Origin of the sequence: Prauserella aidingensis (assembly GCF_024171865.1) — a bacterium.
Taxonomy (GTDB): Bacteria; Actinomycetota; Actinomycetes; order Mycobacteriales; family Pseudonocardiaceae; genus Prauserella; species Prauserella aidingensis.
Window position 1 is genome coordinate 56,345 of record NZ_JAMTCN010000016.1, and the last position, 26,649, is coordinate 82,993.

Below are 26,649 nucleotides of genomic sequence, written 5' to 3' on the forward strand. Positions count from 1 at the left end.
CCTGCTACGGCGACGACACCTCGGTTCGGACAGGGACCGGAGAACCGCTACGACGGTGGTCCACAGTGGACACACCGACCCGGCGTCGCTATGTCGGCTCCGGCAACAGTCCCTCCAGCCATCGGGTGTGCACCGCCCCCGCGCGGAGGCCGGGCTCGTCGAGCAGCCGCCGGTGCATCGACACGGTCGTGGGCACGCCGTCCACGCGCAGTTCGGCGAGCGCCTGCCTGCCGCGCGCGAGGGCGGTGTCGCGGTCCGGACCGGAACAGATCAGCTTGGCGATCATCGAGTCGTAGAACGGGCTGATCCGGTCACCCGCGACGAACCCGGTGTCCACGCGAACCCCAGGACCGCCCGGCAGGTCCAGTGTGGACAGATCGCCCGGAGTGGGCCGGAATCCGTTGTCCGGGTCCTCGGCGTTGATACGGAACTCCACGGCCGCACCCCGGATCCGGACGTCGTCCTGGGCGAAGGAGATCGGCTCTCCCGCCGCGATGCGGAGCTGCTCACTCACCAGGTCGACTCCGGTGACGGCCTCGCTGATGGGATGTTCGACCTGGATCCGGGTGTTCATCTCGATGAAGAAGAACTCCCCCGACGGCGTCAACAGGAATTCGACCGTTCCCGCACCCACGTACCCGACCTGGCGTGCCAGCCGCACAGCGGCCTCGTTGATGTCGGCCCGCGTCTCGGCCGACAGGCCGGGGGCCGGCGCCTCCTCGATGAGCTTCTGCCGCCGCCGTTGCACCGAACAGTCCCGCTCGAACGTGTGCACCACGGTGCCCGCGTGGTCGGCGAGGATCTGCACCTCGATGTGGCGGGCGCCGTCGATCGCCCGTTCCAGGTAGACGGTGTCGTCGCTGAACGCCGCCCGGGCCTCGGCCTGCGCGGCCGGCAGGGCGTCGGCCAGCTCCTCGCGCGAGGCCACCGGCCGGATACCCCGGCCACCGCCACCGGCCGCGGCCTTGAGCAGCACCGGGTAACCGACGTCGTCGGCCGCGGCCAACGCCTCGTCGACGTCGCCGACCGGACCACTACCGGGGACGATCGGCACGTCGGCCCGCCGCGCGGCGTCCCGTGCCGCGGCTTTGTCACCCATCGTCTCGATGGTCGACACCGACGGGCCGACGAACGTCAGCCCCGCATCGGTGAGCTCCTTGACGGCGCCGGGACGTTCGGACAGGAACCCGTACCCCGGATGCACCGCGTCCGCTCCCGTCTCGCGAGCCGCCTCCACCAAGGCCGCCGAGTTCAGATACGACTTCGCCGCCGCCGACTTGCCGATGTGCACGGCGGTGCCCGCCAGCTGCACCCACCGGCTCTCCGCGTCCGCATCGGAGTAGACGGCGACGGTCTCCAGCCCCGCGGCGTGCGCGGCCCGGATGACGCGGACCGCGATCTCGCCCCGGTTGGCCACCAGGACGCGCCTCATGTCTCACCCAGCCGCACGATGTCCTGGCCCACGTCGACCTCGTCACCGTCCTCGACGAGGAACTCGGCGACCGTCCCCGACGCGTCGGCCTTGACCTCGTTGAACGTCTTCATCACCTCGATCAGGGCGATGGTCTGCCCCTCACTGATCGACTCGCCGTCGTCGACGTAGACGGGTTTCTCCGGCGCGGGCCGGCGGTAGAACACCCCCGGCATCTGAGCCTTGATCGTCGTCATGGTTCGCTGCTTCCTCCCTACCGTGCGATCCGACTGCGGACCCGTTCGATCCGCTCGCGGCGGTCCCGCCGGGCCGCCAACGCCGTGTCCAGATCCACCGAGTCGAATCGCACCGCGTCGCCGGTCTTCGTCTGCGCGATGCGGTCGCGGTCGACGGAGATCACGGTGCCGATGGTCGCGTAACCGCCACCGGTCACCGCGTCGTTGAGCAGGACGATCGGCTCGTCCCCACCCGGAACCTGGATCGAGCCGATCGGGTATCCCAGGTCGACGACGTTGGCCGGATCGCTGCCCGCTCCGAACGGTTGCTCGCGTTCGGTGAAGTCGAGTGTGCCGCCCCGCAGCCGGTACCCGACCCGGTCGGCGTCCTTGGTGACCTTCCAGTCGGTTCCCAGGAACGAGGCCAGCCCGCCCTCGGTGAGCCGGTAGGAGCACAGGCCGACGACGGTGCGCAGCTGCGCCGTGCCGGTCAGGTCCGGGCGCAGGTCCTCGGGCACCGCGGCGCCGCCCGGGCCCGGCCCGTCGGCCGCCCCGAGCGGGAGCGACTCGTCGTCGGCGAGTTTGCGGCCCTCGTGCCCGCCGATCCCCGTCAACGTGTACGTCGACCGCGAACCGAGGTAGACCGGCACGTCGATGCCGCCGCTCACCGCGACGTAGGCCCGGCAGCCGGCGCGGATCATGGCGAATCCCAGCACGTCACCGGAGCGGACACGGATCGCCGTCCAGGGCTCGACGGGTTCGTCGTTGAGCGTCACGGGCACGTCGGCACCCGTGACGGCGACCACCCTGTCGTCGGTGAACTCCAGTGTCGGGCCGATGTAGGTGCCTTCCAGCACCCCGGCCCCGTCGGGATTGCCCACCAGCATGTTGGCCACCACCGCCGAGTAGGTGTCCATCGCGCCGGACGGCGGCATGCCCATGTGGTAGTGACCGAACCGTCCCGTGTCCTGCACGGTCGTGTACAGGCCACCGGCTCGCACCCGCAGCTCGCTCATCGGTACAGCACCTCCAGCAGCTCGCGGTTGACCGCGTCGGGATCGGCCAGCAGCGTCGCCGGCTCGAACTCGACCTCGCGGATCCGGTACCGGAACGTGCCCTTCTCCACTTCGGACCGGGTCGCCTCGAACTCGGCCATGTCGATCGCGCGGTACCGCAGGACGTCGTTCGCCTTGGGGAAGCAGATGTCGTCGGCGAAGTCGGGAAGGCTCTGCGACAGGTCGAACACCGGCGCGGGGGCCATGCCGAACATCTGGTAGCCGCCGGCGCCACGCACCGGGTAGACCACCGCGAACGCGCCGCCGAACCCGAACGTCCGCTCGGGGGTGTCGGTGCGCGGGCGCACGTACTTGGGCACCTGGATCTGCCGCTGCCGTGGCACGAGCTGGTAGCAGAACGGCAGTCCCGGCACGAAACCCAGCATCGTGACGATCCAGGGCGCGCTGGTCATCGCGTCCACCACGCCCTGCACGCTGTCGAACCCGTTGATGCGCGCCGCGTACTCGAGGTCGGTCGCGTCGGGATCCTGGTGGCGGTCGCGGAACCGCATGAGCGTCTCGTGGGTCCACGGGTCGTTGAACAGCACCGGGACGTCCACCACGCGGGTCTTGAGCACATAGTCGTCGGGCAGTGTGCCGACCGTGGATTCGAGGCGCCGCAGCTCCTCGACCAGTTCCCGCGGGTCGAGCCGGTCGGGGTCGATCTGAACCATGTAGGAGGCGTTGGACGGGCAGATGTCCACGACGCCGTCGATGACCTCCTGTCGCAGGGCGTTGGTCACGGCCATTCCGGCGAAGTTCGCCTCCAGACTCATGGCCTGGTCCAGCTCGACGAAGACGAACTCGTCCCCGCCGTACTCGTAGCGCGCGGGTGGCAGTTGGATCTTCTCGGTGGTCATCACCACGCCTCCCAATGTGTCGGCGATCACAACACTGTGCCCGCCGTCGACCCCCGCCGCCAGTGAAACTCTGTACAAATCGGCACGGCGGGACTGGACAGAATGTGGAAAACTGCTGGTATGCCGACGCCGAGCGACCTGACCGGCGACCGGAAACTCGGCCTGACCCTCCGCGCCGGACATGCAGCTGCCGATCGCCCGATCTCGTGGGTACACGCCAGCGAACTCGCCGATCCCACGGAGTTCCTCGCCGGTGGCGAGCTGCTGCTGACCACCGGATTCGGACTGCCGGACAGCGGCGACGGGCAGGCCGCCTACATCGGCAGGCTCGCCGCGGCCGGACTGTCCGGACTCGGGTTCGGCATCGAACTCGGCCACGACGAGATCCCTGCGCCGCTGCTCGAGGCCGCCGACGAGGCCCACCTGCCGGTGCTGGAGGTGCCGCACCGCACGCCGTTCATCGAGATCGGCAAGACGGTGTCGCAAGCACTGGCGGACACCCGCAGCGCCGAGACGCAACGGTTCGAGGCGGCCCGCAACGCACTCACCACCGCCGCCGTCCACGGCGAGGACCTGGGTGGGCTGATCGGCAGACTCGCCGCCGACCTCGGCTGCTGGGCCGTGCTCGTCGAACCCGACGGAACCGCGGTCCACGCCGAACCGGCGCGCGCGGCGGAGTACGTCCGCGCCTTCGACGCCGACCTCGACCGGCTCCGCGCCGTACGCCCGCCGTCGAGCATCGGCTCGTCCTCCCGCGACGGACACGTCGCGGCACATTCCCTGGGCGGCGGGCACAAGCTGGCGGGATTCCTCGTCGTCGGCCGGGACCACGCCTTCACCTCGACCGACCACCACATCACGCACGCGGCGTCGTCACTGCTGTCGATCGCGTTGACGCGCACCCGCTCCGCGGCCGACGCGCGACTGCGGACCACCGCGCTGACACTGCTACTGGCCGGCCACCGCACCGCGTTCGACGAGCTCGCGGGGCCGCTCGGGATGCGACTTCCCGACGAACCGGTCGTCGTACTGGCCGGATCGGGTCACTCACCCACGCTGGTGGACGGAGGCGCCGCGTCGGACCTGCTGGCAGGCGACCTCGACGGCGAGCTGGTGGCGGTGGCCTCCGCCTCGCAGCACCTGCCCTCCGCACGGCACCTGGGCGTATCCCCTCCGACGGGACTGGACGGACTGCCCGGCGCCCACCGGCAAGCCAGGCAGGCGCTCGCCGAGGCGACGCGCCGCGGCGCCGCGGTCGTCCGGTTCGACGATCTCGGCGTCGGGCTGCTGCACGACGTCACCGACACGGGTGTCCTCACTCGCGCCGAGGCCATGCTCGGCCCGTTGTACGACCACGACACCCGGCAACGCGGTGAGCTGGTGCGGTCCCTGCGCTCCTGGCTCGCCCACCACGGGCACTGGGACCCGGCGGCCGCCGAACTGGGCGTGCACCGGCACACCCTGCGGCACCGCATGACCAAAGTGGCCGCGATCCTCGGCTGCGACCTGGACTCCCCCGACGTCCGGGCGCAACTCTGGCTGGCGCTGCGGCTCGTTTCGTGATGTGGCTCGTTTCGTGATGTGGCTGGTCTCCTGGCGACGGGGCCGCACACCGCGCATTGGCGTGTCCGCACAGCCGGAATTGGCCGGACCGTCCATTTCCCCGCACCCCTCCGGCGCCCTACCGTTGCCCCTTCCCGACGCGAAAGGACAGGCCATGAAGACAGTCATCGACCTCAACGCGGATGCGGGCGAGAGCTTCGGCCGCTGGAAGCTCGGGGACGACGCCGCGCTGCTGCCGCAGGTCAGTTCCGTCAACGTCGCCTGCGGCTGGCATGCGGGCGATCCGGGCACCATGCGCCGATCGGTGGAACTCGCCGTGTCGAACGGTGTCGCGCTCGGCGCGCACCCCGGGTTCCCGGACCTCGCGGGCTTCGGGCGTCGCGCCATGGCGATGAGTCCCGCCGAGGCCGCCGACGCCTGTCTCTACCAGTACGGCGCGCTCCGCGCCTTCGCCGCGGAGGCGGGCACGCGCATCGCCCACGTCAAACCGCACGGTGCGCTCTACGGGCTGACCCTGCGCGACCCGGAGGTGGCCGCCGCCGTCGCCGAGTCCGTCGCCAAGGCCGACCCGGACGTGCTGTTGGTGCTGCTGGCCGGGCCCACCGCGCAGCGCGTGATCGACGCGGGCCACCGCGTCGCGCGGGAGGCGTTCGCCGACCTCGACTACGACGACAACGGGCACATCATCATCGAACCGGTCCCGGAGGCCAAGGACCCGGAGGCGTGCGCCCAGCAGGCCGTCGACGTCCTCAGCGGCGGGGTGACGTCCGTGAACGGCACGGCGATCGACGTCGACGCCGACACGATCTGCCTGCACGGCGACCGTCCCAACTCGCCCGACATCGCCAGGGCGATCCGGGCCCGGTTCGCCGAGCACGGGGTGCGCACGGCCGCGATGCACGACGTCGTCGCCGCCCGGTCCCGCTGACGGGCCGTCCGCGCGGGTGACGGTCGCCCGGGCGCTGATCGGCCGGGTGCCGGACGGGCCGCTCACGTGGGTCGGCCCTTGTGCCGCGGGCGTACCATCGACCGACAGGGGTTCACCACCAGGGAGCCGCCATGTTGGTCGAGATCCTGATCGCGGTAGGAATCGCCGGCGCCGCCGGAATCGCGGCGAGCGTGCGGATCGTGCGGCAGTACGAGCGTGGTCTCGTGTTCCGGTTCGGCCGAGTGCGCCGCGCACCCAGCGAGCCCGGCATCAGACTGCTCGTACCCGGCATCGATCGCATGACCAAGGTCAACATGCAGATCGTGACGCTGCCCGTGCCCGGCCAGGACGGCATCACCCGCGACAACGTGACGGTGCGCGTCGACGCCGTCGTCTACTTCAAGGTCGTCGATCCGGTGCAGGCGATCGTCGGCGTGGAGAACTACCGCTTCGCGATGCTTCAGGTCGCGCAGGCGAGCCTGCGCCGGATCATCGGTGAGAGCAGCCTCGACGACCTGTTGTCCAACCGGCAACGGCTCAACGAAGGCCTGGAGCTGATGATCGACAGCCCCGCCCTGGGCTGGGGTATCCACATCGACCGGGTGGAGATCAAGGACGTTGCCCTGCCCGAGACGATGAAACGGGCGATGTCCCGGCAGGCGGAGGCGGAACGCGAACGCCGCGGCCGGGTCATCGCCGCCGAGGGCGAGCTGCAGGCGTCGGAGAAGCTGTCCCAGGCGGCCGAGCGCATGGCCGACACGCCCGCGGCCCTGCAGCTGCGCCTGCTGGAAACCGTGGTGGAGGTCGCTGCGGAGAAGAACTCCACGCTCGTCCTGCCGTTCCCGGTCGAGCTGCTGCAGTTCCTGGACCGCACGTCGGCAGGCGACGGCCGGCGCGGTGCGGACGTGCCGGAGCAGGCCCGCACCGAACGGGATGTGGGCACCCGGTCCGAGGCAACCGGCGAACAGAGCGCTGCGGCCGTCGACCGGCCGTCGGAACACACGACGTAATCCTGCGGCCGAGCCCTGACCCGCCCCTGACATCTGTCACGGGGTATCGATGACGCCGGCACTAGGAGCGGCGCCGCGCAGCGGAGAAGACTACGGGGCATGGTTTCCGAATCCGTCATCTCCGCCCGCGACGTGCGGATGTCGTTCCCCGACGGCGCGGGCGGCCACGTCCGTGCGGTCGACGGGGTCGACCTCGAGGTCGCCCGGGGCGAGGTCCTGGCCCTGCTGGGCCCTAACGGGGCAGGCAAGACCACCCTGCTCGACATCCTGCTGGGGCTGACCACGCCGCGCTCCGGCGACGTGAGCATCGGCGGGTCGAACCCGCGGACCGCGGTGCAGTCGGGCATGCTCTCGGCGTTGCTCCAGACGGGAGGGCTGCTTCCCGACCTCACGGCGGGCGAGACGGTGCGGATGATCGCCGCGTTGCACGCCGACCCGGCCGACGTCGACGAGGTCATCGACACCGCGGGCGTGCGGGCGTTCGCGTCACGTCCGGTGGGCAAATGCTCGGGTGGCCAGCAGCAACGGCTGCGCTTCGCGCTGGCGTTGCTGCCCCGTCCGGAGATCATCGTCCTCGACGAACCGACGGCCGGCATGGACGTCTCCGCCCGGCACGAGTTCTGGGACCGCATGCGCGCGCAGGCGGACGAGGGCGTCACCGTCGTGTTCGCCACCCACTACCTCGAGGAGGCGGAGCAGTTCGCGCGCCGCACCGTCCTGATGAACCGCGGCCGCGTGCTGGCCGACGGCCCCACCGACGAGGTCCGTGCCCGGGCCGGAGCCGCCTACGTGACGGTCAGCTGGGACCCGACGGCCGCCGAGTTGGCGCAGGTACCGCACGTGGTCCGGGCGGATCGGGAGGGCGCACGGACCACGTTCCGCACGGAGGACTCCGACGGGCTCGCGCGTTATCTGCTCACCGCCACGGACGCACGGGGACTCACCGTGCGTCCGGCCAGCCTCGAGGAGGCGTTCCGCCTGCTGACCGAGGACTCCGCCACCCCGGGCGAGACCGAACGCCCTGTGGTCTCCGCCGACTCCGAGGAGGTCCGGGTATGACCGTCGCGACGAACCCGCGCACCCACGTCCGTGGCGGCTACAGCCTGGGCCGGTACATCGCCATGGACTTCCGGCGGAACCTGCGCAACGTCGGCAACAGCTTCTTCGTGATCGTGTTGCCCACCGCGCTGTTCCTGTTCTTCGGCGCCTCGATGGACTGGTCGGGTGAACCGGTCGGCGTGGGCAACGTCAGCGCCTGGACCATGATCGCCATCGCCTCGTACGGCGCGGCCATGGCCACGACATCCATGGCGGGTTCCGCCGCATTGGAGATCCAGCAGGGTTGGGGCAGGCAGCTGGCACTGACGGCCATGCCGCACGGGGCGTTCATCGTCGCCAAGGCGGCGATCGCCGTCGCGATGGCCGCGCTGCCGGTGCTGGTGCTCAACCTCGCCGGGGTGTTCACGGTCGCCGACATGCCGCCGGGCGTCTGGCTGGCGACGGTGGCGCTGACGATCGCCGGGTCGCTGCCGTTCGCCTTCTACGGACTCGCGATCGGGCTGAGTTTCCGGTCCGACGCCGCGGTGGGGGCGGCGACCGGGCTGCTGGTGATCCTGAGTTTCCTCGGCAACGCGTTCATGCCGCTGGACGGGGTACTGCTCGACATCGGCCGGTTCACCCCGATGTACGGCATCGTGGCGCTGGCCCGGTATCCGCTCACCGACGGCGACCTCGTCTCCATGGGAGGGGCCGCCGGCAGCGATCCACTGTGGATGGTGCTGGCGAACGTCGCCGCGTGGACGGTCGTGTTCGCCGTCGCCTGCCTGCTGCTGCAGCGCAGACGGACCACCCGGCGCTGACCGTGCACGGCGGCCGCAGCGCCGGGCGGGTCGCCGGGCACGGCCGCGCCCGCTCGGGCAGGGAGGACCCCGGTCCGAGCGGCCGCCGGGGACGGCGGTTATCGGGCACGGCGGACATCGGGCAGGATCAGGTCATGGGGATACGCATCTATCGGCTGCTGTACGCAGGGGTGTGGCTGGTGTTCCTCGCCGTCCCCGTGACGTCCGCCGTCACCGCGGACGTCGCAGTCGGGCTGCAGGCGCTCGCCGTCGCCGCCACGGCGTGCTTCGCAGTCGTCTACCTGGGGCTGTTCTGGCACGACGTCGAGGGCGACGAGACCGCGCGCGACCGGCGCCGGTTCGCGGGCCGCATGGCCGTCCTGGTGGTGCTCGCCTGCCTGGCCGTGCCCGCCGCAGGCTACACGGCCGTCACGTACGCCTGCTTCCTCACCGCGGCGTTGGTGTTCACCCTGCCGCTGCGGTCGGGCCTCGTCGCCGGTGTCACGGCGTGGGTGGCGGCATGCCTGCTCGCGCTGCCGTTCGCGGAGACGCCGTGGCCGCTGTTCGGCACCGGGCTCGGCGTGCTGTTCATCGTGGTGATCCGGTTGGCGGACCACTTCGAACACCGGCAGCTCGATGCCCAGGAGGAACTGCGTCACGCCGCCCAGCGCGACGCCATCGCCCGCGATGTGCACGACGTGCTGGGACATTCGTTGACCGTGCTGTCCATCCGGGCCCAGCTGGCGCGGCGGATGATCGACCTGGATCCGGAGCGGGCACGCGAGGAGATCGACCGCATCGACTCGCTGGCACGAGAGTCGCTCGGGCAGGTGCGCTCCACGGTGGCACGGTTGCGCACGCCGTTGCTCGCCTCGGAGTTGGAGACGGCACGGGAGGCACTCGCGGCCGCCGGGATCACCGCCGACGTGGACGTGCACACCGTCGAGGACGGCGAGGCCGAACTGTTCGCCTGGGCGCTGCGCGAGGCGGTGACGAACGTCGTACGTCATTCCGGGGCGTCGACCTGCCGGGTGAGTGTCCGGCCGGGCATGCTCCGGGTCGAGGACGACGGCGTGGGCACAACCGAGGGAACCGCGTTCGGCGCCGGGTCGGGACTGCGCGGACTGCGCGAACGCGCGGCCACGGCCGGCGCACGGTTGACGGTGTCGGCGCGTAGTGAGGACCACGAGCGTCCCGGGACGGTACTGGAGGTGGGACGGGCGTGATCCGACTACTTCTCGCCGACGACCAGGATCTGGTCCGCGGCGGGCTGGCCGCGCTGCTGTCGTTGGAGCGCGACCTCGACGTGGTCGCGGAGGTGGGACGCGGCGACGAGGTGCTGCCCGCGGTCACCGAGCACCGGCCCGACGTCGCGCTGATCGACATCGAGATGGCGGGCGGTGACGGCATCGAGGCGACGGCGGCGGTGACCGCGTCCGGGGCGGACTGCCGGTGCCTGATCGTGACCACGTTCGGCAGGCCCGGATACCTGCGGCGGGCCATGGAGGCGGGCGCGGCAGGGTTCGTCGTCAAGGACACGCCCGCCGACCGGCTCGCCGAGGTGGTGCGCCGGGTTGCGGCCGGCGAACGGGTCGTCGATCCGACGCTCGCGGCGGATTCGTTGGCCGGTGGCATCGATCCGCTGACCGACCGGGAGCGGGAGGTGCTGCGCGCCGCCGCCGACGGCGCCTCGGTGCGCACCGTCGCCACACAGCTGCATCTGTCCCCCGGCACCGTGCGGAACCACCTGTCGTCGGCGATCGGGAAGACCGAGGCGGAGAACCGTTACGCCGCGGCGCGGCTGGCCCGGGACCGGGGGTGGATCTGAGGTGACCGTGCGAGCGACCGCGAAGGGGGCGGCCGCTCGTACGGTCACCTCGCCCGGAGTGCGTACAGCGCGATCCCGGCCGCGACGCTCACGTTCAGCGAGGTCTTCTGCCCGTACATGGGGATCTCCAGCAGCAGGTCGCAGCGGGAGCGCAGTTCCGGATCGAGGCCGCGGACCTCGTCGCCCAGCACCAGGGCGACCTTGGAGGAGGGCCCGTAGTCGCCGAGCGGTACCGCTGCCGGGTCGATCTCCAGGCCGACGACCGTGTATCCCTCGTCGCGCAGCGAGTCGAGCAGGGCGTGGACGTCGTCGTGCCGCCGCAGCGGCATGGTCTGTTCGGCACCCGCGGCGGCCTTGGCCAGCCTGCGGGTCTGCCGGGCCGCCACGATCGGGTCCCGCTCGTCGCCGGGGTGCTGCGGGTACGGCGTGAACCCCGTGACGTGGACCGTGTCCACGGCGAAGACGTCCCCGGTGCGCAGCAGCGAACCCACGTTGTGTGCCGAACGCAGGTTGTGCGCGACGACCACGATGCTGCGGCGGCCGGTCGAGCCGTGCCGCCCGGTGCTGTGCCGCCCGGTGTGGTGCTGCCCGGTGTCGCCGGCCGGTGTCGCCGGGGCGTGACCGGTGGCTGCCTGCTCCGGGGCGTGGTCACCGACCGTGCCGGCGTCTTCGGGAGGGCTGGGGTGTCCGGGAGTGCTCACGGCGCAGGAACACTAGCAGGCCGCGTTCGCGCCCCGGCCGTCGAGCCGCCGGGGCACTCCCGGCTACAGCGGGGCCTTGTCGAGTGCCTTGACGATGCGCTTGACCGACACCGGATAGGCGGTCTTGAGCGTCTGGGCGAAGAAGCTGATGCGCAGCTCCTCGATCATCCAGCGGATCTCGGCGAGTTCCGGGCTCGGCTCGCTGCGCGGCGGGACCTCGTCGAGCACGGCCCGGTACTCGTCGCGCAGCCAGGCGATCTCGCGCAGCCGTTCGACGTCCCGCGCCGGGTCGCCGGGCAGCTTCTCCAACCTGCGCCCGATGCCCCGCACGTACCGCACCAGGTCCGGCAGGCGGTCGTAGCCGGTCGCAGTCACGAAACCGTCGTACACCAGCGAATCCAGATGTGCGCGGGCGTCGGCCAGGGACTCCGCGATCGCCCGTCCGTCCATGTCGGACAACGTGGCCTCGACCTCGTGCACCTCGGCGAGGATCTTCTCCACCTCGCCCAACACGGCGAGCACGGTGGGGTTGAGCCGCTCCCCCACCGCCTTCACCAGTGTCGGGAACTCCGCCTCGTCCCGCACGGGGCCGCCCGCCTCGGCGATCAGCTTGTCCACCGCGCAGTCGACACAGTCCTCGAGCAGTCCCTGCACACCGCCGTGCGGGTTGCGCGCGAGCACCAGCTTGGCCCGGTTGCCGAGGTTGCGGTTGATGTACTTCATCGGCGACGGGAGATTGAGCCGCACGAGCTTGCGTGTGCCGGCCCGCATCGCCGAGGCCTGCTGGCCTGCGGTGTCGAGCATGCGCACCGCGACCGTGTCGCCCTCGTCCACCAGCGCGGGGTACGCCTTGACCGCGTGCCCGCGGCCGTTCGCCTCGAACACCTCCGGCAGCGTGCCGAACGCCGCCGTCGTCAGGCCGCCCTGTTCGACGTCGTCGGCCGCCGCGGAGATCGTCTCCCGAACCCGGTCACCCAGCCGGTCTCGCAACGCCTCGAGGTCCTTGCCCTCGGCCACCGTCGCACGCTTCTCGTCGACGACGCGGAACGTCATCCGGAGGTGATCCGGCACCGCCTCCGGCGCCCACTCCCCGACCGGCACCGGGACGCCGCGCAGTCGTTCCAGCTCGGCGCTCAGCACGTCGAGCAACGACCCCTGCGACGGGTCCACATGCGACAGCACGTCCCGCGCCGTGTCGGGAGCGGGAACGAAATTGCGCCGGGTCGCCTTCGGCAGCGACTTGATCAGCGCCGTCACGAGCTCCTCCCGGAGCCCGGGAACCTGCCAGTCGAATCCGTCGGCGCTCACCTGGTTCAGCACGGCGAGTGGAATGTGGACGGTCACGCCGTCGGCGTCGGCGCCCGGTTCGAACTGGTACGTCAGCGGAAGCCGCAGCTCTCCCTGGTGCCACGTGTCCGGGTAGTCGGCGGCGCGCACCTCGTCCGAGGCGGCGTTGATGAGCATCGCCTTCTCGAAGTTCAGCAGATCCGGCTCGCTGCGCGAGGCCTTCTTCCACCACGTGTCGAAGTGCCGGCCCGACACCACGTCGGCGGGGATGCGCTCGTCGTAGAACGCGAACAGCGTCTCGTCGTCGACGAGGATGTCCCGCCTGCGCGCCCGGTTCTCCAGCTCCTCGACCTCGTCGAGCAGGGCGCGGTTCTCGTGGAAGAACCGGTGCCGCGTGTCCCAGTCCCCGTCGACGAGTGCGCGTCGGATGAACAGCTCCCGCGAGGCCTCCGGGTCGATCCGGCCGTAGTTCACCCTGCGGCCCGCGACGAGCGGGACGCCGTACAGCGTCACGCGCTCCGAGGCCATCACCGCCGCCTGTTTGCGTTCCCAGTGCGGTTCCGAATACGTCCGTTTGACCAGGTGCTGCGCCAGCGGCTCGATCCATTCGGGTTCGACGCGGGCATTGACCCGTGCCCACAACCGCGACGTCTCGACCAGCTCGGCCGAGGCGATCCACCGCGGCTGCTTCTTGAACAGCGCCGACCCGGGGAACACCGAGAACCGGGTACCGCGCGCGCCCAGATAGTCGCCCTTCTCCGGATCCTTCAGCCCGATGTGCGACAGCAGCCCCGCGAGCAGCGAGGTGTGGATGCGCTGAGGATCACCCGGAACGCTGTTGAGCGTGATGTCGAGCGGCTTGAGCAGCTGCCGCAGCTGGCTGTAGACGTCCTGCCACTCGCGCACGCGCAGGTGATTCAGGTACTCCGCGCGGCACAGCTTGCGGAACTGGTTTCCCGACAGTTCCTTCTGCTTCTCACGCAGGTAGTTCCACAGGTTCAGGTATGCCAGGAAGTCCGAGTCCTTGTCGCGGAAACGCGCGTGCTGCTGTCCCGCGGCCTCCTTGTGCTCGGCCGGACGTTCCCGCGGATCCTGAATGGACAGCCCGGCCGCGATGATCATCACCTCGCGCACGCAGCCGTTCTCGGCGCCTTCGAGGATCATCCGGCCGAGCCGGGGATCGACCGGCAGCTGCGCCAGCCGGTTACCGACCGACGTCAGCCTCCCCTTCTGCGGGTCGAGCGCGCCGAGCTCCTGCAACAGCTGCACACCCGCGGTGACCTGCCTGCGGTCCGGCGGTTCCACGAACGGGAACGCGGCCACGTCGCCCAGGCCCAGCGACGTCATCTGCAGGATGACCGACGCCAGGTTGGTGCGCAGGATCTCCGGGTCGGTGAACTCCGGCCGCGCCTCGAAGTCGTCCTCGGAGTACAGCCGGATGCAGATACCGTCCGAGGTCCGCCCGCACCGGCCCTTGCGCTGGTTCGCCGACGCCTGCGACACCGGTTCGGTCGGCAGCCGTTGCACCTTCGTGCGGTGGCTGTAGCGGGAGATGCGTGCCGTTCCCGGGTCGACGACGTATTTGATGCCGGGCACGGTCAGCGACGTCTCGGCGACGTTGGTGGCGACGACGATGCGCCTGCCCGTGTGCCGCTGGAACACCCGGTGCTGGTCCGCCGCCGACAGCCGTGCGTACAGCGGCACCACCTCGGTGTTCGGCAGCTCCATCGCCTCGAGGGCGTCGCCGGCGTCGCGGATCTCGCGCTCCCCCGACGCGAACACCAGGATGTCCCCCGGGCCCTCGGCGACCAGTTCCCGCACGGCGTCGGTGATCGCCTGCGTCTGGTCGCGGTCCGGATCGGCGTCGGGGTCGTCCGGGTCGACCACGGGCCGGTACCGCACCTCGACCGGGTACGTCCGCCCCGAGACCTCCAGCACCGGCGCGGGCTCGCCGTCGTCGCCCGCGAAGTGCCGGGCGAACCGGTCCGGGTCGATCGTGGCCGAGGTGATGATCACCTTGAGGTCCGGCCGCTTCGGCAGCAACTGCTTGAGGTAGCCGAGCAGGAAGTCGATGTTGAGGCTGCGTTCGTGCGCCTCGTCGATGATGAGGACCTCGTACTGCCGCAGCATCCGATCACGCGCGATCTCGGCCAGCAGGATGCCGTCGGTCATCACCTTGAGCAGCGTCTCGGCGCTTGAGGTGTCGGTGAACCGCACCTTGTACCCGACGGCGGCACCGAGCTCGGTCTTCACCTCGCTCGCCACCCGCTCCGCGACGGTGCGCGCCGCGAGCCGCCGCGGCTGGGTGTGCCCGATCTGGCCGCGTACGCCCAGTCCGAGGTCGAGACAGATCTTCGGCAGCTGCGTCGTCTTCCCCGAACCGGTCTCGCCCGCCACGATCACGACCTGGTTGTCGCGGATCGCCTCGGCGAGGTCGTCGGCACGCCCGCTGACGGGCAGCTGCTCGGGATAGGTGATGTGCGGCACCGCGGCGCGGCGCCGCTCGACGCGTTCCTCCGCCCTGTCGATGTCGGTGGAGATCTCCGCGGCGATCGCGGCGAGCTTGTCCGGCGTCGCGTTGCGGGACTTGCGGGCGCCGTCGATCCGGCGCCGCACCCGGTGGGCGTCGCCGATGGTCAGACCGGACAGCCGCGGGCGCAGCTCATCGAGGGGGGAACGTGCAGACATACCGTCGGCCAGCTTACCGGGTGCGCTCTCGCCGATCCTCCCGATTATCCGGACTCGGGCGGCGGGCCCCCACGAGAAGCCCGCACGGGCCCTCTAGGCTGCGCATGTCCCACACAGGCACACCCGGCACGGGCGAAGGCGAACGGAAGGCAGCGGGACGTGAGGAAGTTCCTCCCGGGAGCGGTCGTGGTCGTCGCGGCGCTGACGGGGCTCGGCGGGTGCACCGGCACCACGGAGACTCGCCTGGCAGCGCACGCGCAGCCGGTCACGGCAACCGAGCAGATCACCGTGGATCCCTTCACCGACGCGGGCGAGCCCGACCCCGACCTGGACGTCGTGGAGAAGGGCGAGGGCAACTGCTGGCAGTCCTGGGTCAGCATCACCACGGCCGACGCCCGCCGCTGCGGGCCCCTGCTCACGGGCGCCGAACACACCTCGCAGGAGGTGCACGACCCGTGCTACGTGCACGTGCGGCCGGGGCCCGACCGGGCGATCTGCATCCAGAACCCGACCACCGGCGAGGCGACGGGCTTCGAGGTCGTCGAGGACACCGGGCCCGCGCCGGCGGAGACGCAGCGCCACCGGCCGTGGTTCCTCGAGCTCGCCGACGGCCGCCACTGCACGCTCTTCCCCGGCGCCGATGATCCCGACTCCACCGAGGAAGACCCCACCTACGGGTGCGGCAGGAACGACTACCTGTACGGCATGCCGGACACCACGAACCGCGTGTGGACGATCGCCAACCGCCACGGCGAGGCCGAGGAGCGCACCGAACCCGGCCCTCGGCTCGACGAGGCGCCCATCCGGACGGCGTGGTTCTGACCGTGACGACACGCGACCCCCGGCGTATCCGGCCGGCCGCGCTCGGTCTGGTGGTGGCACTGCTCGCCCTCACGGGCTGCACCGACACCGGCGCCCGCGCCGACGGGTCCGGCGCCCACCACTCGCCGGTGACGGCGACCCACGCGACGCACGTCGAGCCCTTCACGCACGAGGGCAGGCCGGCACCCGGGTTCACGGTCGTCGACCACGCCGCGGCGAAATGTTCCGCATCCGGGGTAAACCTGTCCGACCCCGACGCACGCCGGTGCATGACCACCGAGGGTTACTTCCTGTACGACCCGTGCTTCGTCCGGCACCACCCGCGCCCCGACGTGGCGCTGTGCGTGCAGAATCCGACGACCTCGCAGGCCATGCACATCCGGATCGTCGAGGACACGGCCGCACCCGCCGACGGTGAACGCCCCGGCAGGCCGTGGTTCCTCGAACTCGCCGACGGCCGCCACTGCGTGCCCGCGCCCGGCCCCGGCCGGGGCCCCGGCTCCGGTTCCGACTCCGGCCGGCCGACCTACACCTGCGGCAGCGACGACCACCTCTACGGGCCGCCGGACACCACACGGCCCGTGTGGACCATCACCGACCGCCCCGCTGGTGCCGACGCCCCGGGCGCGCCGCAGCGGGTCCGCATCCGCACCGCCTGGCTCTGACGCCTCACCCGGCAGACGCCCCACGCCCAGCGGTTGCCCCGCGTCCAGCGGTTGCCCCGCGTCCAGCGGTTGCCCCACGCCGGTTTCGTCCGGTTCTCCCGCCTGATCGGCACACCCGTCTCAGATCACCCTCCGTCGAGGGAATAGTTAGCCATGCTCGGTAAGTTCCGTGAGTGGACGTCGCACAGCGTCACCCGCACACGGCTCGCACCCCTCAGCCACCTCGAACACCGGGAGGAATCCGTGACCGCAGCCACGACCGTGGCCCCCGACGCCGATGCAGGAGCACGGCTCAGCCGCAGCGGCCGGTTGCGTTTCGCACTCATCCTGGGCGGCCTGACCGCGTTCGGCCCGCTGTCGATCGACATGTACCTGCCGGCGCTGCCCAGCATGGCCGACGACCTCTCCGCGGCCAACTCGCTGGTGCAGCTCACACTCGCCGCGTTCGTCACCGGCCTCGGCGCGGGCCAGCTCGTCGCAGGCCCCCTGTCCGACGCCTTCGGCAGGCGGACACCGCTGATCGTCGGCATCGCGCTCTACATCGCCGCGAGCGTGCTGTGCGCCTTCAGCCCGTCGATCGAGGTGCTGATCGGTGCGCGCATGCTGCAGGCGTTCGGGGCCGCCGCGGGCGCCGTCATCGCGCGCGCCACCGTCCGGGACCTCTTCTCCGGCATCGCCATGTCCCGATTCTTCTCCGCGTTGATGCTGGTCACCGGCGTGGCGCCGATTCTGGCGCCGATCCTCGGCGGGCAGCTGCTCACGGTCACCTCGTGGCGGGGCATCTTCTCCGTGCTCGCCGCGTTCGGCGGCGTGTTGCTCCTGGTGGCGGCACTGGCCCTGCCGGAGACACTGCCACCGGAGTCCCGCAGGCCCGCCCGGATCGGCGGGGTGCTGCGCACCTACCTCAGCCTGCTGCGCCACCGCGCGTTCCTCGGCGCCGCCCTCACCATCGGGTTCGGCTTCGCCGGCATGTTCACCTACATCTCGGCGTCCAGCTTCGTGCTCCAGGACATCTACGGCCTCGGCCCGCAGGCCTACAGCTTCGTCTTCGGCGGTGGCGCGATCGGCCTGGTCACCATGACCCAGGTCAACGCCCGCCTGGTCGGCCGGTTCAGCCAGCAGAGTCTGCTGCGCACCGGCCTGCTGGCGGGCACGGCGGCCGGCGTGGTCGCCGTCGTCGCAGCAGCCTCCGGATTCGGGTTGCCCGTCCTGCTGCCCGCGGTGTACGTGATCATGGCGGCCAACGGCATGGTGATGCCCAACGCGATGGCACTCGCGATGGCCGACCACCCGGACAAGGCCGGCTCGGCGTCGGCGTTGCTGGGGGTCCTGCAGTTCCTCGTCGCCGGGGCGTCCTCCCCGCTGATCGGACTGTTCGGCGAGAGCTCAGCCGTACCGATGGTGACCCTCATGGCCACGTTCTTCGCGCTGGCCCTGACGAGCTTCCTGACCATGGTCCGCCCGCGCCCGGCACACAGCGCCTGACCTGCGGGCCCACCCGGGCGGTGGCACCGTGATCGCATGGCCGACGACGACCGTGGACCGCTGCACTTCCGGATCGGCGACGAAGAACTCCTCATCCGCCGCCGTTACGAGGTGGCGAGCATCGTCAACGACCTGCTGATCGCCCTCTGGTTCGTGATCGGCAGCGTGCTGTTCTTCTCGCCCAGCACCGAGAAGGCCGGCACGTGGCTGTTTCTCATCGGGAGCGTCGAACTGATGATCCGGCCGCTCATCCGCCTCCGGCGGCGCGTTCACCTGCGACGATTCCGACCGGACGCCCCTGTGGAAGCCTCGAACGACTTCTGATCGGCCGCCGCGGTGTGACATTCCGTGTGGCGTTCGCGTCATGGCGTAGCCGCGGCCGCGTCCCACCTGTGCTCAGCCCGATGAAGCACGAGGAAGGCGGTCGGCATGTCGGATCAGAACGAGTGGGTCGTTCCCTGCCGCGACCTGGCGGGACGTAAACGCAAACTCACCGTGTTCTCCAGTGACGAGCAGGTGGTCGTCGTCGCCCCTCCCGGGGAGACGGCAGTACTCGGGCCGCTCGAGGTGGGCCGGTTCCGGGCCGCGCTGCGCGACGCCGTCGTGCACCTGGCCCAGCACGACCAGGACGAGGCGGGGGAAACGGTGTGAGCCCCCGCCGCGGTGTGACGCGGACGCCGGCCCGAGTCGAGGCGCGGCGGGGATTCCCGAGCACGATGCGGACCGAGCGCCTAGCCTCCCGGGCATGGATCCTCGGACATGGGCCACGGTGGACGACTACCTGACCGACAACCTGCTCGGTTCCGACGAAGCACTCGACGACGCGGCCCGCGCCGCCGCGGAGGCGGGCCTCCCGGACATCGCCGTCAGCCCACCACAGGGCCGGTTCCTGACGCTGCTGGCCACCATGGTCCGCGCACGGTCGATCCTCGAGGTCGGCACGCTCGGCGGCTACAGCGCCATCTGCCTCGCCCGGGCACTGCCACCGGACGGAACCCTGGTCACACTCGAGGCCGACCCGCGGTTCGCCGACGTCGCGCGCGGCAACGTCGACCGCGCCGGGGTCGGCGACCGCGTCGACATCCGGGTCGGCGCAGCACTCGACACGTTGCCCACCCTCCGCGACGACGCCCCGTTCGACCTCGTCTTCCTCGACGCGGACAAGGCGAGCAACGCCGCCTACGTCCGGTGGGCGCTCGAACTCGGACTGCCGGGCACGGTCATCGTCGTGGACAACGTCGTCCGCCACGGCGCGGTCGCCGACGCCACCTCCGACGACCCCGGGGTACGCGGCACCCGCGAGATGTTCGAGCTGATGGCCGCCGAGCCCCGCGTCGACGCCACGGCACTGCAGACCGTCGCAGGCAAGGGCTACGACGGCTTCGCACTGGCACTCGTCACCGGCTGACCCCGCCCACACGGCAACGGCCCGCCGCGCAGTGGCGCGAGCGGGCCGTTGCCGATCCGGGTACTGCCGCCGTCAGGACAGTTCCGGGTACAGCGGGTGCTTCTTGGCGAGCAGCTCGACACGGCCGCGCAGCTCACCGAGCGCGGCGTCGTCGGCGTTCGGCTGCAGTGCACGCGCGATGATGTCGGCGACCTCGGTGAAGTCCTCGGCGCCGAACCCGCGCGTGGCCAACGCGGGCGCACCGACCCGCAGACCGGAGGTCACCATGGGCGGCCGCGGGTCGAACGGCACCGCGTTGCGGTTCACGGTGATGCCGATCTCGTGCAGCCGGTCCTCGGCCTGCTGACCGTCCAACGTGGAGTTGACCAGGTCGACGAGCACCAGGTGCACGTCGGTACCACCGGTCAGCACCCGCACGCCCGCATCGGCCGCGTCGGACTCGGAGAGCCGGTTCGCCAGGATCTTCGCGCCCTCGACCACGCGCTGCTGGCGCTCCTTGAATTCGTCGCTCGCCGCGATCTTCAGCGCGACGGCCTTGCCCGCGATGACGTGCTCGAGCGGGCCGCCCTGCTGGCCGGGGAACACCGACGAGTTGATCTTCTTGGCGTACTCCTGCTTCGACAGCACGATGCCGCCACGCGGGCCGCCGAGCGTCTTGTGCGTCGTGGTCGTGACGACGTCGGCGTACGGCACGGGGTTCGGGTGCAGGCCCGCGGCGACGAGGCCGGCGAAGTGCGCCATGTCGACCATGAGCTTGGCGCCCACGGAGTCGGCGATCCGGCGGAACTCGGCGAAGTCGAGCTGCCTCGGGTACGCCGACCAGCCCGCAATGATCAGCTGCGGCTTGTGCTCGTTCGCCAGCCGCTCGACCTCCGCCATGTCGACCAGGCCGGTCTCCTTGTCGACATGGTAGGCCGCGACGTTGTAGAGCTTGCCGGAGAAGTTCAGCTTCATGCCGTGCGTCAGGTGACCACCGTGCGCGAGGTCGAGCCCGAGGATCGTGTCGCCCGGGTTGAGCAGCGACACCATCGCCGCCGCGTTGGCCTGCGCACCCGAATGGGGCTGCACGTTGGCGTGCTCGGCGCCGAACAGCGACTTGGCCCGCTCGATCGCCAGGTTCTCGATGACGTCGACGTGCTCGCAGCCGCCGTAGTAGCGCTTGCCCGGGTACCCCTCGGCGTACTTGTTGGTCAGCACCGAGCCCTGCGCTTCGAGAACGGACACGGGCGCGAAGTTCTCGGAGGCGATCATCTCCAGCGTCGACTGCTGGCGGCGCAGCTCGTCGGCGACGGCCGCGGCAACGTCAGGGTCTACAGTGGACAGATCGGCTTCGAACGAACTCATGGTCAGCCCTCCTGGGTGAGCGCGGTATAAGCGGCGGCGTCCATCAGTTCCGGCATGCTCTCGACGCGGACCTTGAACAGCCACCCTTGTTCATACGGATCGGAGTTCACGGACTCCGGGGTGTCGATGACGGCCTGGTTGACCTCCGTGACCTCGCCGTCGACCGGGGCGTAGATCTCGCTGACCGACTTGGTCGACTCGATCTCGCCGCACGGCGTGCCCGCGCTCACCTCCGAACCGGCCTCCGGCAGTTCGACGAAGACGACGTCGCCGAGGGCCTCGGCCGCGAACGCGGTGATACCCACGGTGGCGACGTCACCGTCGACGGAGATCCACTCGTGTTCCTTGGTGTAGCGCAGGTTCTGGGGAATCGTCATGTCAGGCCTTTCAGCGACGCTGGTAGAACGGCAGGGCGACCACCTCGACGGGTTCGAGGCGACCGCGGATGTCGGCGGACAGGGTCGTGCCGGGCTCCGAGCACCGGACGGGCACGTACGCCATGGCGATCGGGTGTCCGAGAGTCGGCGAGAGCGCACCGCTGGTGATCTCCCCGACCTCGTCGTCGCCCTGCAGCACACGGTAGCCGTGCCGCGGCGCGCGCCTGCCACCGCCGGTGAGTCCCACCAGGACCGTCTCCGGTTCGGGCCGGTCCTCGAGGGCCGCGCGGCCGACGAAATCACCCTCCTTGTCGAACCGGACCACCCGGCCGAGGTTCGCCGCGAAGGGTGAGCCGTCGGCGGACAGCTCGTTGCCGTACAGCGGCATGCCCGCCTCGAGGCGCAGTGTGTCCCGGCAGGCCAGGCCGCACGGCACGAGACCGTGGCCCTCGCCCGCCTCGGTCAGCACCCGCCACACGGCCTCCGCGTCGTCGGCGGCGACGAACAGCTCGAAGCCGTCCTCGCCCGTGTAGCCGGTGCGCGCGAGCAGCACCTCCCGGCCGCCGACGGTCGTCGGCACGCTCGCGTAGTACTTCAGCGCGGACAGGTCGGCGTCGCTGACGGCGCCGACGATGGCCGCCGAGGTCGGTCCCTGCACCGCGATCAGAGCGGTCTCCGAGGAGCGGTCGGTGACCGTCGTGTCGAATCCCTCGGCGCGGCGCACCAGCTCGGCCGACACCTCCGCGGCGTTGCCCGCGTTGGCGACCACCAGGTAACGATCGTCGGCGAGGCGGTAGACCACGAGGTCGTCGACCACACCGCCGCGCTCGTTGCACATCATGGTGTACCGGGCGCGGCCGACGGCCACGGCCGACAGCTTCCCACTCAGCGCATAGTCGAGCGCATCGGCGGCCTGCGGGCCCGCCAGTTCGATCTCGCCCATGTGGGAGAGGTCGAACAGGCCGGAGGCCTCGCGCACCGCGCGGTGTTCGGCGAGTTCGCTGGAGTACCGCACCGGCATGTCCCAGCCGGCGAAGTCGGTGAACGACGCTCCCAGTCCACTGTGGACGTCATGTAGCGGAGTCTTCATCGTCTCAGCTTTCGAAGTCGGTGACGGGCGGGCAGGAGCACACGAGGTTGCGGTCACCGTAGGCGCCTTCGATACGGCGCACGGGCGAGAAGTACTTGCCCTTCGCCCGTGTCTTGCCCGGGTAGACCGCCAGCATGCGGTCGTACGGCCGGTCCCACTCCCCCGCGAGCTGCTCCGCGGTGTGCGGCGCGCCCCGCAGCGGGCTCTGCTCGACGTCCCACGTCCCGGAGGCGACCTCGGCGATCTCCCTGCGGATCGAGATCATCGCCTCGCAGAAGCGGTCCAGTTCGCCCAGGTCCTCGCTCTCGGTCGGCTCGACCATGAACGTACCCGCCACCGGGAACGACATCGTGGGCGCGTGGAAGCCGTAGTCGATGAGCCGCTTGGCGACGTCGTCGACGGTCACGCCCGTCTGCTTGGTCAGCTGACGCAGGTCGATGATGCACTCGTGCGCCACCAGGCCGTGCTGGCCGGTGTAGAGCACCGGGTAGTGCGGGCTCAGCCGCGCGGCCACGTAGTTGGCGGCCAGCACGGCCACCTGCGTCGCCTTCGTCAGTCCGGCCGAGCCCATCATCCGCACGTAGGCCCACGAGATCGGCAGGATCGACGCCGACCCGAACGGGGCGCCCGAGATCGGGCCGACCCCGGTGTCGGGCCCGGCCTCGTCGAACTGCGGGTGATTGGGCAGGTACGGCGCGAGGTGCTCGCGCACCGCCACCGGCCCGACACCGGGGCCGCCGCCACCGTGGGGGATGCAGAACGTCTTGTGCAGGTTCAGGTGCGAGACGTCGCCGCCGAACTCGCCGGGCTTGGCCAGTCCCAGCAGCGCGTTGAGGTTCGCACCGTCCACATAGACCTGTCCACCGGCGTCGTGGACGATCTCCGCGAGCTCGGAGATACCGGTCTCGTACACGCCGTGCGTCGACGGATAGGTGACCATGATCGCGGCGAGCGTGTCGCGGTGCTGGTCCGCCTTGGCCCGCAGGTCGCCGAGGTCGATGTCGCCGTCGTCGGTGCAGGCCACCACGACCACGCGCATGCCCGCCAGCACGGCGGAGGCCGCGTTCGTGCCGTGGGCGGACGACGGGATCAGGCAGACGTCACGCTCGGGCTCGCCGTTCGCGCGGTGGTAGGCGCGGATCGCCAGCAGGCCCGCGAGCTCGCCCTGACTGCCCGCGTTCGGCTGCAACGACACCGAGTGGTATCCGGTGACCTCGGCCAGCCATGTGCTCAGCTGCTCGGTCAGTTCGCGGTAGCCGGCCGCGTCGTCGGCCGGTGCGAACGGGTGGATCCCCGCGAACTCCGGCCACGTGACCGATTCCATCTCCGTGGTGGCGTTCAGCTTCATCGTGCACGAGCCCAGCGGGATCATGCCCCGATCCAGCGCGTAGTCCAGATCCGCCAGCCTGCGCAGGTACCGCAGCATCGCCGTCTCGGACCGGTGGGTGTGGAACACCTCGTGCGTCAGGTACTCGGTGGTGCGCTCGAGCCCGGCCGGGATCGCCGGACCGCCGTCGGCCGTCGCGCCGACCCCGAACGCCGCGAGCACCGCGGCGACGGTGTCGCCCGACGTGGCCTCGTCGCAGGCGATCCGGACGTGGTCGGCGCCGTCACGGCCGAGGTTGATGCCCGCCTCGCGCGCGGCCGTGACGACCGCCTCCGCCTTGCCAGGCACCCGGGCGAGCACCGTGTCGAAGAAGCGGTCGTGGACGACCTCGACGCCACCGTCACGCAGGCCCGCGGCCAGTGTCGCGGCGTGGCCGTGCACGCGCTCGGCGATCCCGCGCAGCCCCTCCGGGCCGTGGTAGACCGCGTACATCGACGCCATCACCGCCAGCAGCACCTGCGCCGTGCAGATGTTGCTCGTCGCCTTCTCCCGGCGAATGTGCTGTTCGCGGGTCTGCAACGCGAGCCGGTAGGCGGGCGCGCCCGCCTCGTCGACGGAGACGCCGACCAGCCGGCCCGGCAGCGACCGCTCGAGCCCCTTCCGCACGGCCAGGTATCCGGCGTGCGGACCGCCGTACCCCATGGGCACGCCGAACCGCTGACTGCTGCCCGCGGCCACGTCGGCTCCGAACTCCCCCGGCGCCTGCACCATGGTCAGCGCCAGAAGGTCCCCCGCCACGCAGTAGAGCGCCTTGGCCTCCTTGGCCGCTTCGCCGATGCGCGAGTAGAACTCCGGCTCCCGCAGCACACCGGACACGCCGGGGTACTGGACGACCACACCGAAGAACTCGTCCGGCAGGCCCTGTGACAGGTCACGGACGTCGAGGTCGATGCCGATGACCTCGGCCCGCGTGCGCAGCACCGAAACGGTCTGCGGCAGGCATTCGGCGTCGACGACCAGCGTCGAGGACTTTGCCTTCGACGCGCGGCGCATGAGCATCATCGCCTCGGCGACGGCGGTCGGCTCGTCGAGCATCGAGGCGTTGGCGGTGTCGAGACCGGTCAGGTCGGACACCATCGTCTGGAAGTTGAGCAGCGCTTCGAGCCGGCCCTGCGAGATCTCCGGCTGGTACGGCGTGTACGCCGTGTACCAGGCCGGGTTCTCCAGCACGTTCCGTCGGATGACGGCCGGCGTGACCGTGTCGTGGTAGCCGAGCCCGATCATCTGCGTCATCGGCCGGTTCTTCTCCGCGAGTGCGCGCAGCTCGCCGATGGCCTCCTCCTCGGAGGCCGGTTCGGGCAGCGACAGCGCGCCCGACGTCCGAATGGCCGACGGCACCGCGGCGGCCGCGAGTGCGTCAAGGCTGCCGTAACCGCATTCGGCCAGCATCTTTGCCTGCTCCGGCTCGGCCGGGCCGATGTGCCGGGGCATGAACGTCGAAGGCAGTGCGGGCACTGTCATCGAGGAGCTCCTTTCAAGCGCATGACAGGGATACCCGCCACGCTGGGAACTCCCCCTCTGTCATGACACCTGAGAGTTTCACCGTGCGTACACGGCTTTCACCTTGGGTGAGGCTCACCTGAGCCCACTTTCCAGAGTGGCCTCACCATGGCGGTAACGGTACCTGAGAGATTGTGGGGTCTTTGCTCCTTCGGCGCCTCGCGCTACCAACGCACGAGGTCTCTCCCGCTCACGGTTCGAGCAGCCTCGATCTTCGGTTATCAGGGGGTTAAACGTACGCGTCGGGTCGGAAGCAGTCCACCCTGCGCGCCCCGGCAGTGACGTATACCGCGACGGCGTCGACCCGCCGGAGCACCTCCGGCTACTCTCGGTGTCCGGGTCCCTCGATCGGCCGCCCGTTTGCCTCGGGTGCACGCGAAGCCGCACCGGCGGGTTCCCAGATGCCTACCGTACGCTTCGGGGACGTCAGCGATCTCGTCGGCAGGGGTGTCGCGCCGCACCTGACCTATACCCCGGCCCGGACTCCGACACCACGAGCCCCTGCTCGTCGACGTTGAACCGTCGCGTGGATGGACCTCGCACTGCTCGACGAGGCCCGCGACCACTACCGCACGCGTGCCCTGACCTTCGGTGCGAGTACCGCGGCAACCCGGCGCAGCATCCGCACGTACGGCGACCGGCGCGCCGGACGGGCCACGGCACCCGTCAGCTGGCGCTCCGCCCGGTCGAGGCAGTCCTCCAGGAGCGCGTCATGGAGCGGCATCCAGAACAGCCGCGCGGTGAGCCGGGCGAGGCCGCGAGGCCGGATCACCAGCAGATGGCGCAGCTCCGTCATGGGTCGGTCCCCTATCGATGCACCGGACGGCGCCCCCTGTAAGGGCACGGTGCTGAACTCGTGGAACCCGTCGAAACCGCGGGGCCGCATGAATCGGAAGCGCACACAGCGCCCCGGCGTCACGGCTTCCACCCGGTAGCGGACGGGGCCGTGGCCCCCGCTCGCGCCGACCCACAGGGGCCCTTCGAACGTCATCGGCGGCCAGTCATCGTGTGGCCACAGGCGATCCCGCGTTCCGCTGAGCCCGTCCAGCAGTGCGCCGACCTCCGCCTCGCGGGCCGGCAGTACCCGCGCGTGAAGGTTGTGAAGCATCCGAAGCCCTTCCTCGTCCACCATCGGCGGACATCGGTTGTAGAGAACTGTCCCTAAA

Annotated in this window: 24 protein-coding genes and 1 riboswitch; of the genes, 13 read left to right on the forward strand and 11 right to left on the reverse strand. The window is 70.8% G+C overall.

Annotation, left to right across the window (positions count from 1 at the left end):
- Positions 1–88 precede the first annotated feature (88 nt).
- Genes LY13_RS16490 through LY13_RS16505 form a run of 4 tightly spaced genes read right to left on the reverse strand, consistent with a single transcriptional unit; the run spans position 89 to position 3,562 of the window.
- The gene (locus LY13_RS16490; protein WP_253829352.1) at positions 89–1,432 is read right to left on the reverse strand and encodes an acetyl-CoA carboxylase biotin carboxylase subunit; all 1,344 of its coding nucleotides are present in this window, start codon (positions 1,430–1,432) and stop codon (positions 89–91) included.
- Positions 1,429–1,668, reverse strand: coding sequence for an acetyl-CoA carboxylase (locus LY13_RS16495; RefSeq protein WP_253829353.1), 240 nt, complete (start codon positions 1,666–1,668; stop codon positions 1,429–1,431). The genes LY13_RS16490 and LY13_RS16495 overlap by 4 nt, the downstream gene beginning before the upstream one ends.
- A gap of 17 nt (positions 1,669–1,685) precedes the next feature.
- A complete protein-coding gene (locus tag LY13_RS16500; RefSeq protein ID WP_253829354.1) occupies positions 1,686–2,663 on the reverse strand; it encodes a 5-oxoprolinase subunit C family protein in 978 nt (325 codons plus the stop codon).
- Positions 2,660–3,562, reverse strand: coding sequence for a 5-oxoprolinase subunit B family protein (locus LY13_RS16505; protein ID WP_253829355.1), 903 nt, complete (start codon positions 3,560–3,562; stop codon positions 2,660–2,662). The genes LY13_RS16500 and LY13_RS16505 overlap by 4 nt, the downstream gene beginning before the upstream one ends.
- Positions 3,563–3,682: 120 nt before the next feature.
- On the opposite strand from LY13_RS16505, the gene LY13_RS16510 reads away from it, so the two are divergent.
- The 7 genes from LY13_RS16510 to LY13_RS16540 all read left to right on the forward strand — a co-directional run bounded on the left by LY13_RS16510 (position 3,683) and on the right by LY13_RS16540 (position 10,729).
- Positions 3,683–5,125, forward strand: coding sequence for a PucR family transcriptional regulator (locus LY13_RS16510; protein ID WP_253829356.1), 1,443 nt, complete (start codon positions 3,683–3,685; stop codon positions 5,123–5,125).
- Between the two features lie 154 nt (positions 5,126–5,279).
- Positions 5,280–6,053: a LamB/YcsF family protein gene (locus LY13_RS16515; RefSeq protein WP_253829357.1), complete on the forward strand. Its 774-nt coding sequence runs from the start codon at positions 5,280–5,282 to the stop codon at positions 6,051–6,053.
- A gap of 131 nt (positions 6,054–6,184) precedes the next feature.
- Positions 6,185–7,063, forward strand: a complete 879-nt coding sequence (locus tag LY13_RS16520; protein WP_253829358.1) for a slipin family protein — start codon at positions 6,185–6,187, stop codon at positions 7,061–7,063.
- Positions 7,064–7,162: 99 nt separating this feature from the next.
- Positions 7,163–8,122, forward strand: coding sequence for an ABC transporter ATP-binding protein (locus LY13_RS16525; protein ID WP_253829359.1), 960 nt, complete (start codon positions 7,163–7,165; stop codon positions 8,120–8,122).
- Complete coding sequence (locus LY13_RS16530) at positions 8,119–8,922, forward strand: hypothetical protein (protein WP_253829360.1); 804 nt, start codon at positions 8,119–8,121, stop codon at positions 8,920–8,922. The genes LY13_RS16525 and LY13_RS16530 overlap by 4 nt, the downstream gene beginning before the upstream one ends.
- Before the next feature lie 134 nt (positions 8,923–9,056).
- On the forward strand, positions 9,057–10,127 hold the full coding sequence (locus LY13_RS16535; RefSeq protein ID WP_253829361.1) for a sensor histidine kinase: 1,071 nt from the start codon (positions 9,057–9,059) through the stop codon (positions 10,125–10,127).
- Positions 10,124–10,729 (forward strand): response regulator, encoded by a 606-nt coding sequence (locus LY13_RS16540; RefSeq protein WP_253829362.1) that lies wholly within the window; start codon positions 10,124–10,126, stop codon positions 10,727–10,729. The genes LY13_RS16535 and LY13_RS16540 overlap by 4 nt, the downstream gene beginning before the upstream one ends.
- A gap of 44 nt (positions 10,730–10,773) precedes the next feature.
- Here the strand turns inward: LY13_RS16540 and LY13_RS16545 are convergent, their stop codons facing one another.
- Both LY13_RS16545 and hrpA read right to left on the reverse strand, forming a co-directional pair.
- Positions 10,774–11,430 (reverse strand): TrmH family RNA methyltransferase, encoded by a 657-nt coding sequence (locus LY13_RS16545; protein ID WP_253829363.1) that lies wholly within the window; start codon positions 11,428–11,430, stop codon positions 10,774–10,776.
- Positions 11,431–11,493: 63 nt separating this feature from the next.
- Positions 11,494–15,405: an ATP-dependent RNA helicase HrpA gene (hrpA, locus tag LY13_RS16550; protein ID WP_253829364.1), complete on the reverse strand. Its 3,912-nt coding sequence runs from the start codon at positions 15,403–15,405 to the stop codon at positions 11,494–11,496.
- A gap of 159 nt (positions 15,406–15,564) precedes the next feature.
- Between hrpA and LY13_RS16555 the strand changes: the two genes are divergently transcribed.
- The 6 genes from LY13_RS16555 (at position 15,565) to LY13_RS16580 (ending at position 19,785) form a co-directional block, all read left to right on the forward strand.
- Positions 15,565–16,227, forward strand: coding sequence for a hypothetical protein (locus LY13_RS16555; protein WP_253829365.1), 663 nt, complete (start codon positions 15,565–15,567; stop codon positions 16,225–16,227).
- 2 nt (positions 16,228–16,229) lie between these two features.
- The gene (locus tag LY13_RS16560) at positions 16,230–16,892 is read left to right on the forward strand and encodes a hypothetical protein (RefSeq protein ID WP_253829366.1); all 663 of its coding nucleotides are present in this window, start codon (positions 16,230–16,232) and stop codon (positions 16,890–16,892) included.
- A 153-nt stretch (positions 16,893–17,045) separates the two neighbouring features.
- Positions 17,046–18,377 (forward strand): Bcr/CflA family multidrug efflux MFS transporter, encoded by a 1,332-nt coding sequence (locus LY13_RS16565; protein ID WP_253829367.1) that lies wholly within the window; start codon positions 17,046–17,048, stop codon positions 18,375–18,377.
- Positions 18,378–18,413: 36 nt separating this feature from the next.
- Positions 18,414–18,701, forward strand: a complete 288-nt coding sequence (locus LY13_RS16570) for a YrhK family protein (RefSeq protein ID WP_253829368.1) — start codon at positions 18,414–18,416, stop codon at positions 18,699–18,701.
- A gap of 105 nt (positions 18,702–18,806) precedes the next feature.
- Complete coding sequence (locus tag LY13_RS16575; RefSeq protein WP_253829369.1) at positions 18,807–19,028, forward strand: hypothetical protein; 222 nt, start codon at positions 18,807–18,809, stop codon at positions 19,026–19,028.
- 94 nt (positions 19,029–19,122) lie between these two features.
- Positions 19,123–19,785 carry an O-methyltransferase gene (locus LY13_RS16580; RefSeq protein WP_253829370.1) on the forward strand — a complete coding sequence of 221 codons (663 nt, stop codon included), beginning with the start codon at positions 19,123–19,125 and terminating at the stop codon, positions 19,783–19,785.
- Between the two features lie 72 nt (positions 19,786–19,857).
- Here the strand turns inward: LY13_RS16580 and glyA are convergent, their stop codons facing one another.
- The 5 genes from glyA to LY13_RS16605 all read right to left on the reverse strand — a co-directional run bounded on the left by glyA (position 19,858) and on the right by LY13_RS16605 (position 26,279).
- A complete protein-coding gene (gene glyA, locus LY13_RS16585) occupies positions 19,858–21,129 on the reverse strand; it encodes a serine hydroxymethyltransferase (protein WP_253829371.1) in 1,272 nt (423 codons plus the stop codon).
- Between the two features lie 2 nt (positions 21,130–21,131).
- Positions 21,132–21,506 carry a glycine cleavage system protein GcvH gene (gene gcvH / locus LY13_RS16590; RefSeq protein ID WP_253829372.1) on the reverse strand — a complete coding sequence of 125 codons (375 nt, stop codon included), beginning with the start codon at positions 21,504–21,506 and terminating at the stop codon, positions 21,132–21,134.
- A gap of 10 nt (positions 21,507–21,516) precedes the next feature.
- A complete protein-coding gene (gcvT, locus tag LY13_RS16595) occupies positions 21,517–22,596 on the reverse strand; it encodes a glycine cleavage system aminomethyltransferase GcvT (protein WP_253829373.1) in 1,080 nt (359 codons plus the stop codon).
- Between the two features lie 4 nt (positions 22,597–22,600).
- Positions 22,601–25,444, reverse strand: coding sequence for an aminomethyl-transferring glycine dehydrogenase (gene gcvP / locus LY13_RS16600; RefSeq protein ID WP_253829374.1), 2,844 nt, complete (start codon positions 25,442–25,444; stop codon positions 22,601–22,603).
- 47 nt (positions 25,445–25,491) lie between these two features.
- A riboswitch (glycine riboswitch) is annotated at positions 25,492–25,589 on the reverse strand.
- Positions 25,590–26,048: 459 nt separating this feature from the next.
- Entirely contained in the window at positions 26,049–26,279 is a 231-nt protein-coding gene (locus LY13_RS16605; RefSeq protein WP_253829375.1) for a hypothetical protein, read from the reverse strand.
- Positions 26,280–26,649: the final 370 nt, after the last annotated feature.

Bases quoted from the DNA above. Each gene is read 5' to 3' on its own strand.
- LY13_RS16490 (WP_253829352.1), bottom strand. From the start codon at position 1,432: ATGAGGCGCGTCCTGGTGGCCAACCGGGGCGAGATCGCGGTCCGCGTC.
- LY13_RS16525 (WP_253829359.1), top strand. From the start codon at position 7,163: ATGGTTTCCGAATCCGTCATCTCCGCCCGCGACGTGCGGATGTCGTTC.
- LY13_RS16565 (WP_253829367.1), top strand. From the start codon at position 17,046: ATGCTCGGTAAGTTCCGTGAGTGGACGTCGCACAGCGTCACCCGCACA.
- LY13_RS16520 (WP_253829358.1), top strand. From the start codon at position 6,185: ATGTTGGTCGAGATCCTGATCGCGGTAGGAATCGCCGGCGCCGCCGGA.
- LY13_RS16535 (WP_253829361.1), top strand. From the start codon at position 9,057: ATGGGGATACGCATCTATCGGCTGCTGTACGCAGGGGTGTGGCTGGTG.
- hrpA (WP_253829364.1), bottom strand. From the start codon at position 15,405: ATGTCTGCACGTTCCCCCCTCGATGAGCTGCGCCCGCGGCTGTCCGGT.
- LY13_RS16495 (WP_253829353.1), bottom strand. From the start codon at position 1,668: ATGACGACGATCAAGGCTCAGATGCCGGGGGTGTTCTACCGCCGGCCC.
- gcvT (WP_253829373.1), bottom strand. From the start codon at position 22,596: ATGAAGACTCCGCTACATGACGTCCACAGTGGACTGGGAGCGTCGTTC.
- gcvP (WP_253829374.1), bottom strand. From the start codon at position 25,444: ATGACAGTGCCCGCACTGCCTTCGACGTTCATGCCCCGGCACATCGGC.
- LY13_RS16580 (WP_253829370.1), top strand. From the start codon at position 19,123: ATGGATCCTCGGACATGGGCCACGGTGGACGACTACCTGACCGACAAC.
- gcvH (WP_253829372.1), bottom strand. From the start codon at position 21,506: ATGACGATTCCCCAGAACCTGCGCTACACCAAGGAACACGAGTGGATC.
- glyA (WP_253829371.1), bottom strand. From the start codon at position 21,129: ATGAGTTCGTTCGAAGCCGATCTGTCCACTGTAGACCCTGACGTTGCC.
- LY13_RS16515 (WP_253829357.1), top strand. From the start codon at position 5,280: ATGAAGACAGTCATCGACCTCAACGCGGATGCGGGCGAGAGCTTCGGC.
- LY13_RS16500 (WP_253829354.1), bottom strand. From the start codon at position 2,663: ATGAGCGAGCTGCGGGTGCGAGCCGGTGGCCTGTACACGACCGTGCAG.
- LY13_RS16575 (WP_253829369.1), top strand. From the start codon at position 18,807: ATGTCGGATCAGAACGAGTGGGTCGTTCCCTGCCGCGACCTGGCGGGA.
- LY13_RS16530 (WP_253829360.1), top strand. From the start codon at position 8,119: ATGACCGTCGCGACGAACCCGCGCACCCACGTCCGTGGCGGCTACAGC.
- LY13_RS16570 (WP_253829368.1), top strand. From the start codon at position 18,414: ATGGCCGACGACGACCGTGGACCGCTGCACTTCCGGATCGGCGACGAA.
- LY13_RS16510 (WP_253829356.1), top strand. From the start codon at position 3,683: ATGCCGACGCCGAGCGACCTGACCGGCGACCGGAAACTCGGCCTGACC.
- LY13_RS16505 (WP_253829355.1), bottom strand. From the start codon at position 3,562: ATGACCACCGAGAAGATCCAACTGCCACCCGCGCGCTACGAGTACGGC.
- LY13_RS16605 (WP_253829375.1), bottom strand. From the start codon at position 26,279: ATGACGGAGCTGCGCCATCTGCTGGTGATCCGGCCTCGCGGCCTCGCC.